The sequence below is a fragment of the Bradyrhizobium sp. CCBAU 51627 genome (assembly GCF_028128765.1).
GTDB lineage: Bacteria > Pseudomonadota > Alphaproteobacteria > Rhizobiales > Xanthobacteraceae > Bradyrhizobium.
In genome coordinates, this window is the sequence record NZ_LBJG01000002.1 from 58,101 (window position 1) to 71,531 (window position 13,431).

Here is a 13,431-nt window from a genome sequence, read left to right on the forward strand (position 1 = left end):
CTGACCAAGGGGTGCCTCAATCGGGCCCCGAAACACCAAAGTCGCTTCGAGAGGACTTTGTAAACTATGTCTCGTGTTCCCACGTTATCCAGTCCGTTTCTTCTGGGCTTCGACGAGATCGAGCGCGTGCTCGACCGTGTCGTCAAAGGCGCCGACGGCTACCCTCCCTACAATATCGAGAGGTGCAGCGGATCGGAGGGCCAGCCCGAGCGCTTGCGCATCACGCTGGCGGTCGCCGGCTTCACCCGCGACCAACTCGATGTAACCATTGAGGAAAACCAGCTCGTGATCCGCGGGCGGCAGCAGGACGACAAGTCCCGGCAATACATCCATCGCGGCATCGCCGCGCGCCACTTCCAGCGCACCTTCGTGCTGGCGGAGGGGATGCTGGTGCTGGGTGCGGATCTGAAGAACGGGTTGTTGTCGATCGACCTCGCCCGGCCCGAACCGGAGAGGATCGTTAAGACAATCGCTATCAATGAGCACGAATAATGGAACGAGTAGCGGACTCGACCGCTTAGTTCGTTAGAGGAGTCGAGACCATGAGTGAAGGTCACGTTGCGTTCGAATACGAAGCCAAGGCCGTCTCGCCCGAGACGCTGGCAACCCTTGGCGAAGGCCATATCGCCTATGTGAAGCAGATCCGCTCCGAGGACGTACCGGACCTGTTCCCCGAGGCGCCGAAGATTGCGCCCGGCCTGAAGCTGTTCGCACTCCACGCCGCCGACGGCACGCCGATCATGCTGACCGACAGCCGCGAAGCCGCGATCGCCAACGCCTGGAGCAACGAGCTGCAAGCCGTGAGCGTGCACTGACACGCGCTTAACGCGCTCAATTGACGAATTCGAATACGCGGGCATGCCTTAATCGAGGTGGCCCGCGTATTTTTTGCGCCAGGCGCCCGCTACTCGCCTGAGCGATCTGCCAACCGCGCGCGGATGCCCGGTTTCAGCACCTTGCCCACCTTGGAGCGCGGAAGGTCGTCCCAGATCTCGATCTGCTTCGGTGTCTTGACGCTGCCGATCCGCTGCTTGACGAAAGCGGCCAATGCGGTCGCATCGACGCGCTGGCCGGCGCGTGGCTGCACCACGGCGACGATGCGTTCGCCCCATTTGTCGTCGGGCAGGCCGATGACGGCGCAGTCCTGCACAGACTCGTGCGCACGCAACGCGTTTTCGACCTCGATCGAATAGACGTTGAATCCGCCTGATATGATCATGTCCTTGGCGCGGTCGACGATGTAGAGGTAACCGTCGCCGTCGATGTAGCCGACGTCACCGGTGTGATGCCATCCATGCGCGGATGCCTCCGCGGTGGCGTCGGGATTTTTGTAGTAGCCCTCCATCACGAGCGACCCGCGCACCACGATCTCGCCGCGCTCGCCCGATGGCAGCAGATTGCCGTCCGCATCCATGATGCCGGCCTGCACCAGCGGGCTGATGCGCCCTGCCGAGGCCAACCGCGGCATCGCGATCGTGCCGTCGGCATTGTAGTGCTCGTCGGGGGACATCATCGAAATCATCATCGGCGCCTCGGTCTGGCCGAACAACTGCGCCATCGGCCCGATGCGCCGCAGCGCGTCCGCAAGCCGCGTGGCCGAGATCGGCGCCGCGCCGTACCAGAAGCATTGCAGCGACCCGAGCTTCGCCGTGTCGAGCCTCCGATGATCGAGCAGCATGTAGATCACGGTCGGCGGCACGAACGTATGCGTGACGCCAAAGCGCTCGATCAGATCGAGGAATTCGCCGATGTCGGGGTGATGCATGATGACGATGCGGCCGCCGAGCGTCATGATCGGGAAGCACAGCACGCCGGCGGCGTGCGTCAGCGGCGCCAATGCGAGGTAGACCGGGCGCCCCTTGAACGGATAGCCCATCAAGGTCAACGCCGACATGGTTTCGATGTTACGGCCCGAGAGCATGACGCCCTTCGGCTTGCCCGTGGTGCCGCCGGTGCCCGGGATCATCGCGAGATCATCGATCGTCTCGCGCTGGTAGGGATCGTCGGCGAGGCCGGCGAGCCAGCCGTCGAACGACGGCGCGAACGGCAGCTCGGCATCGAGGCAGACCAGCACGCGCAGCTTCGGCAGGTCAGACCGGACCGCCTCCACCATCGGCGCGAAGCTCGAATGAAACAGCAGCGCAGAGCAATCGAACTGGTCGAGAATGAATTCATTCTCCGCCGTCTCGTTGCGCGGATTGATGGGGCACCAGACCGCACCGGCGCGTGAGATGCCGAACACGCAAGCGAATGCGCGCGGATCGTTTCCGGAGAGGATTGCGATCTTTTCGCCCGCAGCAATGCCCGATCGGTCGAGCCCGCGCGCGATCCGGTAGCTCAATCGCTGCACGTCGCGATAGCTGAGGTCGCGTCCATCCATGGTGAGGCACGGCGCGTCAGCGCCAAGGGAAGCACCTTTATCGAGATAGTCGATGAAGCGCATGATCGCTCCTGAAGCGGAAGCGGGTGACGCGGAGAACCGCGCCACCCGCGATCTGCCTATTCGTTCACTGTCAGGATCGGCTTGCTGACCAGCCCGAAGCTGCGGAGCTGGCCGAGCAGCTCGCGGTGGCCGAATGCCTGGCAGCCGGAAGCGAAACCGACCCGCTTCGGCGGCTGCTGCAGCAGATGCGCGGCCGCGTAGGCCTGCAGCATGCCGGTCTGTTTGTAGTTGCTGTTGCCGTAGATGATGCAGTGCGCGCGTCCCAATGGGCCGGAGGCATGCACCGAATCCAGCGACTTGTTGACGCGCGGGTTCTCGCGCGGCGGCATCGTGTTCATGACGCCCGCAGCGGTCTGGGCCAGCGCAGCGTAGCGATCGTCGGGGTTCAAATTCTTGGTCGCCTCCAGCGCGGCGGCGACGATCTGCGGCACGCCCAGCATCAGCGCGCGGTTGAACACACCGCCCAACACCTTCACGTTGGCCACGCGCGGATCGCGCTTGAACCACACCGGGTGCGAGGTACCACCCCAAGGCAGCGCCAGCGCGAGCTCATGTTGTCCGGGGATGGCGAGATTGATGAGGCCGGCGTCGGGCTGGTGCTCGACGTACTTGTTCTGCTCGAGGTAATAGGCCTTGGCCATCGCGGCGTTGACGAGGATGGTCTGCGTCGAGGCAATGGTCGGGCTGCCGCCCCAGAACACGGCGATGTCAAGCGTATCGAGGCCCGGCGTCTCCAGGCACAGCTGCGCGGCAATCTCGCCGGTGGTGTACATCTGCGCGATGCCGGGCGACAACAGCAGGCCGGCATTGGCGAACTTCGTGCCCCACTCCTGGTCCAGCGTGATCAGCCAGTCCTGCTCGCCAGTCGTATCGGTGTAGTGGCATCGGGCAGCCCAACAGGCCTGCACCACCTCGCTGCCGAACCTGGCGAAGGGGCCCACGGTGTTGAGCACCACCGAGGCGCCGCTGAACAACTCCGTCAGCGCACTCACGGTGTGCGGCACTTCCACCACCTCGTAGTCGGCGGTCTCGATGCCGGGCACGTTCGTCTTCATCGCGGCGTTGAGCTTCTCGGCGCTGCGGCCGGCGGCGATGAAGGGAATGTTGTACTCGCGCAGGTATTCACAGACCAGCCGGCCGGTGTAGCCGGACGCGCCATAGACGATGACGGGCTTCTTCGCGCTCATTGCTTTCCTCCGGGATGTTCGATGTCAGGTTTGCTACATGCCCATGCCGCCATCGACCGGCAGGCCAATGCCGGTGATGAAGCGCGCCTCGTTCGAGCACAGGAACACCGCGGCGTCGGCGATGTCGCCGACCTCCGCGAGCTTACCGAGGGGCGTCTGCTCCACCACTGAGCCGACCGCGGCATTGACGTCGGGCGCGAGGCCGATTTTCACGATGTCATTGGCGAGTTGCAGGCCCATGTCGGTCGGGATCAGGCCCGGATAGATGCAATTGACGCGGACGCCATAGCCGAGCTTGCCGGCTTCCATCGCAGCGACACGCGTCATGCGATCGACCGCGGACTTCGTGCCGGAGTAGACCGCGATGCTCGGAAAGGCGATCGTCGCCGCGACAGACGCGATGTTGACGACCGCGCCGCCCTTGCCCGCCGGTCCGCCCGGTCGCATCGCGCGGAAGGCGTGCTTCATGCCGAGCACGGTGCCGACGATGTTGACGTCGCACATCCGCCGCGCGTCCTCGGCCTTGACCTCGGCGATCAGCGACGTGATCTCGATGCCGGCATTGTTGATGAGGATGTCGTAGCCGCCGAGGGTGGCGACAGTCTTGGCCACCGCCCGCTCCCATTGCGCGTCATCGGCGACGTCGAGCTGGACGAAGCCCGTCGCGACCTCATCCGTTGCGATCGCGTCCGCACTGGCGCGGCCGGCCTCTTCCAGAATGTCGGCGATCATGATCGAGGCGCCGGCGCGCGCCAACGCCTGTGCGATCGCCGCGCCGATCCCTCGGGCACCGCCGGTGACCAGGGCTTTCCTGCCTGCAAGGCTCTTCCCACTCATGACGCACTCCTCCGTTGCTGGTGATTGATTCGTGCAGCGTCAAACGCGCGCACGTCAGGTCGATGGGCGCGGGCCATTCGGCTGCGCTCAGCGAAGCGTTTCCTCCATGATCGGACGTCTTGACGACTGTCCAAATTCTTGGCGCGCAACCTCGGCCAGAAACTTGACACTTGTCAAGAAGGAATTTGACAGATGTCAAGGAACGTGGTTGGGAGGAGTGGAGCTATCAGGCGGTCGACGCGGTATAAGCCGGTGAAAGAACGGGACTGAGGAAGGAACGGGATGGCGCGGCAGGTGACGGGGGCGGCCCGACGTGTGGCGGAAGCGGCCGAGGTGCTGCGCGACGAAAAGTTCAACGCGCGGCGCATCGAGCTGGCCGAGGCCGCGCTCGAAACGCTTGGAGAGCTCGGCTTCGCACGCACCAGCCTGCGCGAGATCGCGCAGAACTCGGCGTTTACGCACGGCGTGTTCCACTATTACTTCAGCGACAAGCTCGACCTGATCTGCTGCTGCGTCCGCCACTACAAGGCGAAATGCGTGACGCGATATGACGAGGTGGTCGCGACCGCAACCAGCCGCGACGAATTGACGGAGGGCTTTCTCGCCAAGCTTGCGGCCACACTGCAGAACGAAGCCCGCATGCACCGGCTTTGGTACGATTTGCGCGCGCAGGCGATGTTCGAGGCGGCGTTTCGCAAGGATGTACTGGAGATCGACAAGAGCCTGGAGGCAATGATCTGGCGGATCGCCTCGCGCTATGCCGAGCTCGGCGGCAAGCGCCCAGTATCGTCGCCAGCCGCGCTCTATGCGCTGTTCGACGGTCTATTCCAGAGTGCGCTGCTCAGGCATCTCGCGGATGACAAGACGGCGATTCCCGAACTGCTCGACGAGGTCAGGCGCCTGTTGCCGACAGTCTGTTGATGCGCGCGAGCAGCGCGCCAGCGCTTCGCTGCGTCCGGGGCACGAGAGCGGAGATGCAGGTTCGTTAGACGCCACGCATCACTTCACAAACCCAAGCCCTTCACGCGCCGTATCAACGGCCCATTTGTCGGTCGGCGGCAGCGCGAGCACGCTGTTGAAATCCGCGCGCGCGTGCTTGGAGTCGGACATCAGCATGTAGAGGAGGCCGCGATTGACCAGGGTGTCCTGGTTCTTGGGATCGATTCGAAGCGCCTCGCCATAGTCGGCGAGCGCGCGATCGTACTCTCCCAATTCGCGATATGCAGCGGCCCGGCGTTTGTAGGGCGTCGCATTTGTCGGCTGCAGCCTGATCGCTTCGTCGCAATCGGCAACGGCGCGTTTATCGTCGCCCTTCTTGTGCCACGCGATCGCGCGAATGAGATAGGCGTCGACGAAAGCCGGAGCGATCCTTGTGACCTCGTCAAACTCGCGGATGGCAGCATCAGCGTCGCCCTTTTTCAGGAAAACGACGGCCCGGCAATAATGGCCGCCGGATTTGTTGGGCTCCAGGCGCACCGAGCTGTTGCAATCGTCGAGAGCTGCGTCGAGCTCGCCTTTGCGAGCATAGATGTTGCTTCGCAGCTCGTAAGGCGCCCCGGCGGTCGGATTGCGCTGCATGGCCTCGCTGTAGTCAGCGGCAGCGCGATCGGCATCGCCCTTTGCTTCGTACGCTTCGCCCCTCCTCAGGAGAGCGAAATAGGCTTGCTTGGGATTGCGCTCGAGGGCCTCGGTGAACCCGGTGATCGCGAGATCGAAATCGCCCTTGTTGAAATATTCGAGGGCGCGCGAGGTATAGGACGGCCCGTAGCCGGGATCGAGGCGAATCGCCTCGTTGTAGTCGGCCATGGCGTGATCGCGATCGCCCTTGGCAGACGTGGCGCGGCCCCGGCAGTTGTAGGCGCGCCCGAAATTCGGATCGATCCGGATCGCCGCGCTGCAATCCTCAAAGGCGCGATTCCAGTCGTGCTTGAGGTACCAGGCTTCCCCGCGCAGCTCATAGGCCGTTGCGTTGGTCGGATCGGTTGCGATGACCTCGGTCTTCTCGGCGATGACGCGATCGTTTGACGCGTCGTCAGGGTGAGCCACGACGGTTGCGGCAATGGTGATGGAGCATACGAGACCGAAAATCCGGCCGAGCGAACCGCAAATCATTTTTCAAAATCCGCGCCAAATCCCTGAGGTCGCGTCGTGCGCAGCCGGGCGCGTGCGGATCTGATCGACAGCGCCCGGCTGCAAATAAGTCGCAGACGGCGCGGCGCCGGTTCGAACGGGAAGGAGACGGCTTACGCCGCGGTCGCCGGCGGCAGGGCCAGCACCGAATAGATCGCCTGGGCATCGCGCGAGGCGCGCAGCTTCTTGGCGATGTCCTGGTCGCGGAGCAGGCGGGCGATGCGGGCGAGCGCCTTGAGGTGATCGGCGCCGGCGCCTTCGGGCGCGAGCAGCAGGAAGACGAGATCGACCGGCTGGCCGTCCATCGCCTCGAAATCGATCGGACGATCGAGCCGCGCGAACAGGCCGAAGATCTTTTCCAGCTTGGGCAGCTTGCCGTGGGGAATGGCAACGCCATAGCCGACCGCGGTGGTGCCGAGTTTCTCGCGCTGGAGCAGCACCTCGAACACGGAGCGCTCGTTCTGCCCGGTCAACTCGGCGGCCTTGGCCGCGAGTTCCTGGAGCGCCTGCTTCTTGCTATTGACCTTCAATGCCGGGAGAATCGCCTCGGGTGCGACCAGATCGGTAATCGGCATGGAAGTCTTCCGAGGTGAATGAAGCCGTCAGGTTCCGAATTGGCCAACTTGATAGACCAAGCTGAGCCGGCGTCAATAACATGAAGCAGGAGGCGCACTTAGCCCCGTTCCTGATGTGGGGCGCTTCTACTCCAACGCAATCCCGGTGCCAACTGCCGCGTGCGGCTTTGCCCGGTCATTGTTAAGGGCTGTGGTTGCTACGGGGGCCCGGTTTCGGTCCTAACCGCCGCTTTGCCGTCCGGTTTGGCACCCGGCGGGTCAATCCAGCCGACATTGCCGTCGGCCCGTCGGTAGATGATGTTCACCCGGCCCGAGGAGCCATGCTGGAATACCAGGCAGGGTGCCCCGCTGAGGTCGAGTTCCATGACGGCTTCGCTGACCGACATCTGCTTCAGCGATGTCGTGGCCTCGGCGATGATCACCGGGCTGTAGCCGGTGACCTCGTCCTCGTCGTCCCCCTCGCCGGGGGCTTCCAGCACGTAACTGGTGGCGTCGAGCGCAGCCATGGCTGCGGAGGCGACGTGGGCCTTGCGGGCCGAGCGGTCCTTGAGCCGGCTCTTGTAGCGCTTCAGCCGCTTCTCGATCATGATCAGCGCCTGGTCGGCGCTGGCATAGGCGTCCGGCGCATTCGAATCGGCCTCGAGCGTGATTCCCGAATCCAGATGCAGCGCGCAGTCGGTGCGGAAGCCGAAGCCGTCCTTGGACAGCGTGATGTGGCCGGAATAATTGCCGTCGAAATATTTGCGCAGGACCTCTTCAGTCCGGTCGGTCACGCGGCCACGCAGGGCCTCGCCGACGCTGACGCTCTTGCCCGAAATCCGAAGAGTCATGTGATGCCTCGCTTGGTTTGATTGCCCAGCTTGGATCGGTCGCGATGGGACGGTGAGAGTAGCGCGATTTCGCGCCAGCGCAATCAGGCCGGCTCGGGATTGCGGGAGCGATCGGACAATGCGGTGGAGAGGACGTTACCAAGAGCGCTCTGCTTGTCGCGACGGCGTTGCACCGAGGACGGAATGCGCATGGCTTCGCGGTACTTCGCGACCGTGCGGCGGGCAATATCAATGCCCGAAGCGCGTAACCGTTCCACGATGGTGTCGTCGGACAGGATCGCCGACGGCTCTTCCGAATCGATCAGCTGCTTGATGTGGTGACGAACCGCTTCGGCCGAATGGGCCTCGCCGCCGTCGGCCGAGGCGATCGAGGCCGTGAAGAAATATTTCAGCTCGAACGTACCGCGATTGGTCGCCATGTATTTGTTGGCGGTGACGCGCGACACCGTGGATTCGTGCATCTGGATGGCATCGGCGACCGCCTTCAGATTCAGCGGCCGCAGATGGGCGACGCCGTGGGTGAAGAAGCCGTCCTGCTGGCGCACGATCTCGGTTGCAACTTTCAGGATGGTGCGGGCGCGCTGGTCGAGCGCGCGCACCAGCCATGTCGCGTTCTGCAGCGCGTCGGTGAAGTAGGATTTGTCGCCGTCCTTGCCGATCTTCTTCGACAGCTCGGAATAATAGGTCTGGTTCACCAGCACGCGCGGCAAGGTGTCGCTGTTGAGCTCGACATGCCAGCCGCCGTCCGGCCCCGGCCGGACATAGACGTCGGGCACCATGGTCTGCAGCCGCGCCGAGCCGAACTTCATGCCGGGCTTGGGATTGAGACGCCTGATCTCGCCGATCATGTCGGCGATGTCCTCGTCGTCGACGCCGCAGAGCTTGCGCAGGCTCGCAATGTCGCGCCTGGCGAGAAGATCGAGGTGCTCGACCAGCGCCTGCATTGCGGGATCGTAGCGGTCGAGCTCGCGGAGCTGGATCGCCAGGCATTCGCTCAAATTGCGCGCGCACACGCCGGGCGGATCGAATTTTTGCAGCACGGCAAGAACGTCCTCGACATCCTTTTGCGAGGCGCCAAGACGTTCGGCGGCCTGACCGAGATCACCAGGCAAATAGCCGGCCTCGTCGACGAGGTCGATCAGATACTGCCCGATCATACGCTGCGCCGCGCCGGTGAAGGCGACCGACAGCTGCTCGGCAAGGTGGTCGGACAATGTTGTCTCGGCCGCGACAAAGGCTTCGAGATTGTAGTCCTCGTCGCTGGAGGCACCGCCGCCCCATTCGGTGTAGGTGGTGGGCGCAGCGTCCTGGGCGTTGCGCGCGGCCGCCTCCGCCGGCTCCTCGGAGAAGACGTTGTCCAGGCCCGTGTCCAGCGTCTGCTCGATCTCGGCGCGGGTGCCGAGATCCTTGCTCATCCATTCTTCCTGGCCGGGCTCGAAGGCCTCGCCGCTGCCGCCAAAGCCGTCAGTGTCGCCCGAACTGCCCGAATCGTCGCCATCCTGGTCGTTGAACTGGCCGGCCTCGGCCGGAGCCTCGCCGGGGGCCTCGTCACTCGCCCGCTCCAGCAGAGGGTTACGCTCGAGTTCCTCCTCCACGAAGGTCGTGAGATCGAGATTGGACAATTGCAGCAGCTTGATCGCCTGCATCAGCTGCGGCGTCATGACCAGCGACTGCGATTGCCGGAACTCTAATCTCTGCGAAAGCGCCATCTAACAAGAACCGTTACCGAAAATTGGTCCAATTCTTGCTTATCTTAGTCTGAGCCCGATGTACACGCCTTGACGAAACGCAAAAACGGGCTAAAGGCGGAATTCCTCGCCAAGGTAAAGGCGGCGGACGTCGGGATCGGCGACGATCTCGTCAGGGGTCCCCTCCGTCAGGATTTCACCGGCATAGACGATGTAGGCGCGGTCGGTGAGGCCGAGCGTCTCGCGCACATTGTGGTCGGTGATCAGGACGCCGATGCCGCGGTTGGTGAGATGGCGGACGAGGTCCTGGATGTCGCCAACCGCGATCGGATCGATGCCGGCAAAGGGCTCGTCAAGCAGCATGTAGTTCGGACGCGTCGCCAACGCGCGCGCAATCTCGACGCGGCGGCGCTCGCCGCCGGACAGCGCGATCGACGGGGATTTCCGCAGGCGCGTGATGTTGAACTCGTCGAGCAGCTCGTCGAGCTGCTGCTCGCGCTTCTTGCGCGAGGGCTCGACCACTTCGAGCACGGCGCGGATATTCTGCTCGACTGTGAGGCCGCGGAAGATCGAGGCTTCCTGCGGCAGATAGCCGATGCCGAGGCGCGCGCGCTGGTACATCGGGAGCTTCGTGACGTCATGACCGTCGAGCTCGATGGCGCCGCGATCGGCCTTGATCAGGCCGGTGATCATGTAGAACACGGTGGTCTTGCCGGCGCCGTTGGGGCCGAGCAGGCCGACCGCCTCGCCGCGGCGGACATAGATGCTGACGCCACGCACCACCTGGCGGCTGCCAAAGCTCTTTTCCACGCTATGCACAGCCAGGAAGCCGGGCCGGCGCAACAGCTGCGGCCCGCCGGAGCCGTTCGATGTGGAACCGGATCTGGCCCTGGGAGGCTGCGCCGGGGCCGGACGCGGCCGTGGCGGGGCCTCGACCCCATAGGGATCGGAAGCCTGCATGGCCTGGTCACGGGCAATCGGCGGCGCGTCCCGCACCGGGCTCGGCACCAGGCCCCCGATGCTGTCACCGAGCGCGGTGATGTCCTGACGGGCAAATCCTGGCCGGCCGCGCTTGGCGGGACGCCGACGGAACATGCTGAAGAGATCGACCATCCCCGCCTTCTAGCCTTCTACTGACCCTGCGCGGTGCTCGCGCGGTCGCGCCGGCCTCTCGATTCGCCGACGCAGCATGAATGAAGGGATGTCTCATGCGCAGTGAAACACGCCCGAAAAGCGGCAGACCCCGCTTCGAAAGCCCTGCGCGCTAGATACAGTCTCGCCGCGCAAGCTTCAACCTCGGATCGGCCGCATCAGGGCCAACTTATTGAATTCACTTTTGTTTACTTCCACCGGGCAATTGCAGGGGCGAACCTGGGCCCGGTGTCACGGGCGTTCCGCATTTGCCGTTCGAGCCGCCCTGGGTCTGGATGAACAGGCCCTGCACCTTGCCGCTGTCGGACTCCACCCGGGAGACGCCGGTGGTCATGTCGACCATGAGGCGGTCGCCGCGCAGCACGTTCTGGCATTGGGTCAGCACCACCTGGCTCCCAGCGCCACCGACCATGGTGATGAGGTTGGTCTTGGTGTCGAACACGGCGGTCTCGCCGGTCACGACCTGATCCTTCTGGGTCACCACGACGTTGCCGCGCGCTTCCAGCCGCTTGATCGAGGAGGCGCCGCCCGGCCCAGGCGTCGCAGCTTGCATCGGCGCTGCCTTCGCGCCCTTGGCAGGAGCCGCCTGAGGCGCGGCCTGCTTGTCGCTGCTCGATTCATAGAACACCACCAGCGTCTTCGAGGTCATGGTGGTGTCGCCCTGCACGACCTTCACATTGCCGGAGAAGGTCGCCTCCTTCTTCTTGTCGCGCATCTCGAGCGAGGCGGCTTCGATCTGGATCGGCTGATCGCGGTTCTGCGAAAAGCCCTGCATCGCGTTAGGCACGCCTTGCATGCTGCCTTGCGCGCGCGCCGCATCCATTGCGCCCAGCGCGAGGCCCGCGGCAAGCCCAGCCGTACAGAGGAACGCGCACCATTCATTGCGCAGGAAAATATTGGCCATGAAAATCACTTTGGGTTCGCAGATTTGTTCCGGGACTTCGCCGGCGGCGGCGCGGGCTGCTCGACGGGAGCAGGCGTCGCGTCATCCATGCTGATCTTGTCCAGATGCATCACGACATTGCCTTCGAAACGAATGACGTCACCGCCTTCCGTGATGCGCAGCCGATCGGCCGTCAGCGTGCCGTTGGTCAGCTTGACGTCGACACGCTCGTCCGAGGAGACCGTGCCCTTGTTCATGTCGACGAAAGCCGAATTGAGCCGCGCCTCGTAGCCGGTCGAGGTGCGCAGGAAGATGTCCTTGTGCAGGTCGAGCTGCTGCTGCTTGTTGTCGAAGCGGCCGGTGCGGGCATCGAGCAGCAGGGTCGACCTGTCTTCCATCAGCACCTTTGCACGCAGATCATTGAGATCGACATGATCAGGGTCGGTGATGTCCTGCGTCGCGGTCTTGGCCCATAGCTCGTAGGGACGCTGGTCCGGGGTGAAGCCGGAGAGGTGCGGCGATTCCATCGTGATCTTGGTGCCTGTCACCACGAGATTTCCGGAGTCGAGCTTGATCGGGATCTTGAAGGGATTGAGGAAGGTCGAGACGGCGACGATCGCGGCAATGGACGCGGCCACCGTCGCCGGCACCGCGATGCGCAGAATCCGCACCAGGCGGCTGTGGCGCGCCGCGCTGGCGAACTTCGCCGCTAGCGCGGCGTCATAGGTGGGGTTCTGGGCCGAATTCACCGCTGCTCCAGGGTGCCGCTCGCCTTGTCCGGTTGAAGGCCGCGCCATTGTACCCGGCAACGTCCGAAGATGCAGCCCGCGAGAGGCCGCAGGAAAGTGTCCGAAACGGGGCGCCGGCCTCCGCCCGCGTGCTTCAATCGTTCCGGCGCGATGCAAGGCATCGAACTACGGTGCGCAGTTGCATACCTGAGAATCTCGAGATTCCCAGTTCGGTTCTTCGAGCCGCCCCGGAATGACGGCGAAACCGGCCTAGGAATGCGCGAAAATGTCCTCTTCCGCCCAGCCCTGGAGGTCGAGCAGGGCCCGGGTCGGCAGGAAGTCGAAACAGGACCTGGCCAGCTGGGTACGGCCCTCCCGGACCAGCATGGCATCCAGCCGCTCGCGCAGGGCATGCAGATGCAGCACGTCGGAGGCGGCATAGGCGAGCTGCGGTTCGGTCAGGCTGTCGGAACCCCAGTCGCTGGACTGCTGCTGCTTGGAGAGATCGACATTGAGCACCTCTCGCACGAGGTCCTTGAGGCCGTGGCGGTCGGTATAGGTGCGGGTCAGGCGGGAGGCGATCTTGGTGCAGTAGATCGGGCCGGTCATCACGCCGAAGGTCTGGTACAGCACTGCGACGTCGAACCGGGCGAAATGGAAGATCTTCGTGTTGGCGGGATTGGCGAGCAGGGCCTTCAGGTTCGGCGCGTCAGTGTGCCCCTTGGGGATCTGCACCACGTCGGCGCTGCCGTCGCCTGGCGAGAGCTGGACCACGCAGAGCCGGTCGCGATGCGGGTTGAGCCCCATGGTCTCGGTGTCGATCGCCACCGCGCCGGTGTAGCGGGAGAGATCGGGCAGGTCGCCGCGATGCAGGCGTACGGTCATGGCGTTTCAAACCTTCAATCTAATCTGCGCTGGACCAAATTACCGCCTCAAGCAGCAACTGGCGAGAGCCGGCCGGGTCGAAGACCCGCCAGC

Annotated in this window: 14 protein-coding genes; 3 read left to right on the plus strand and 11 right to left on the minus strand. The window is 64.2% G+C overall.

Going from position 1 to position 13,431, the window contains the following annotated elements; translation table 11 throughout:
- Window positions 1–66: 66 nt before the first annotated feature.
- Entirely contained in the window at window positions 67–492 is a 426-nt protein-coding gene (locus XH88_RS00530; RefSeq protein ID WP_209964972.1) for an Hsp20 family protein, read from the plus strand.
- A 50-nt stretch (window positions 493–542) separates the two neighbouring features.
- On the plus strand, window positions 543–815 hold the full coding sequence (locus XH88_RS00535; protein WP_271613480.1) for a DUF1150 domain-containing protein: 273 nt from the start codon (window positions 543–545) through the stop codon (window positions 813–815).
- An 89-nt stretch (window positions 816–904) separates the two neighbouring features.
- Here the strand turns inward: XH88_RS00535 and XH88_RS00540 are convergent, their stop codons facing one another.
- From XH88_RS00540 to XH88_RS00550, 3 genes are read right to left on the minus strand one after another with little or no spacing between them, the layout of a single operon-like run.
- Complete coding sequence (locus tag XH88_RS00540; RefSeq protein ID WP_271613481.1) at window positions 905–2,443, minus strand: AMP-binding protein; 1,539 nt, start codon at window positions 2,441–2,443, stop codon at window positions 905–907.
- Window positions 2,444–2,499: 56 nt separating this feature from the next.
- Window positions 2,500–3,630: a DUF5938 domain-containing protein gene (locus XH88_RS00545; protein ID WP_271613482.1), complete on the minus strand. Its 1,131-nt coding sequence runs from the start codon at window positions 3,628–3,630 to the stop codon at window positions 2,500–2,502.
- Window positions 3,631–3,663: 33 nt separating this feature from the next.
- Entirely contained in the window at window positions 3,664–4,467 is an 804-nt protein-coding gene (locus tag XH88_RS00550; protein ID WP_271613483.1) for an SDR family NAD(P)-dependent oxidoreductase, read from the minus strand.
- 282 nt (window positions 4,468–4,749) lie between these two features.
- Here XH88_RS00550 and XH88_RS00555 point away from each other — a divergent pair, with 282 nt between their 5' ends.
- On the plus strand, window positions 4,750–5,388 hold the full coding sequence (locus XH88_RS00555) for a TetR/AcrR family transcriptional regulator (protein WP_271613484.1): 639 nt from the start codon (window positions 4,750–4,752) through the stop codon (window positions 5,386–5,388).
- 78 nt (window positions 5,389–5,466) lie between these two features.
- Here the strand turns inward: XH88_RS00555 and XH88_RS00560 are convergent, their stop codons facing one another.
- From XH88_RS00560 to XH88_RS00595, 8 genes are all read right to left on the minus strand, one after another.
- Window positions 5,467–6,579, minus strand: a complete 1,113-nt coding sequence (locus XH88_RS00560; protein ID WP_271613485.1) for a tetratricopeptide repeat protein — start codon at window positions 6,577–6,579, stop codon at window positions 5,467–5,469.
- A gap of 131 nt (window positions 6,580–6,710) precedes the next feature.
- The gene (ptsN, locus tag XH88_RS00565; RefSeq protein ID WP_008141251.1) at window positions 6,711–7,172 is read right to left on the minus strand and encodes a PTS IIA-like nitrogen regulatory protein PtsN; all 462 of its coding nucleotides are present in this window, start codon (window positions 7,170–7,172) and stop codon (window positions 6,711–6,713) included.
- A gap of 197 nt (window positions 7,173–7,369) precedes the next feature.
- Window positions 7,370–8,002 (minus strand): ribosome hibernation-promoting factor, HPF/YfiA family, encoded by a 633-nt coding sequence (gene hpf / locus XH88_RS00570; protein WP_271613486.1) that lies wholly within the window; start codon window positions 8,000–8,002, stop codon window positions 7,370–7,372.
- A gap of 83 nt (window positions 8,003–8,085) precedes the next feature.
- Entirely contained in the window at window positions 8,086–9,711 is a 1,626-nt protein-coding gene (gene rpoN, locus XH88_RS00575; RefSeq protein WP_271613487.1) for an RNA polymerase factor sigma-54, read from the minus strand.
- A 90-nt stretch (window positions 9,712–9,801) separates the two neighbouring features.
- Window positions 9,802–10,803 carry an LPS export ABC transporter ATP-binding protein gene (lptB, locus tag XH88_RS00580; protein WP_271613488.1) on the minus strand — a complete coding sequence of 334 codons (1,002 nt, stop codon included), beginning with the start codon at window positions 10,801–10,803 and terminating at the stop codon, window positions 9,802–9,804.
- 217 nt (window positions 10,804–11,020) lie between these two features.
- On the minus strand, window positions 11,021–11,746 hold the full coding sequence (locus XH88_RS00585; protein WP_271613489.1) for an LptA/OstA family protein: 726 nt from the start codon (window positions 11,744–11,746) through the stop codon (window positions 11,021–11,023).
- A gap of 5 nt (window positions 11,747–11,751) precedes the next feature.
- Window positions 11,752–12,474, minus strand: a complete 723-nt coding sequence (gene lptC / locus XH88_RS00590) for an LPS export ABC transporter periplasmic protein LptC (protein ID WP_271613490.1) — start codon at window positions 12,472–12,474, stop codon at window positions 11,752–11,754.
- A 249-nt stretch (window positions 12,475–12,723) separates the two neighbouring features.
- Window positions 12,724–13,338, minus strand: a complete 615-nt coding sequence (locus XH88_RS00595; protein ID WP_271613491.1) for a ribonuclease D — start codon at window positions 13,336–13,338, stop codon at window positions 12,724–12,726.
- Window positions 13,339–13,431 lie beyond the last annotated feature (93 nt).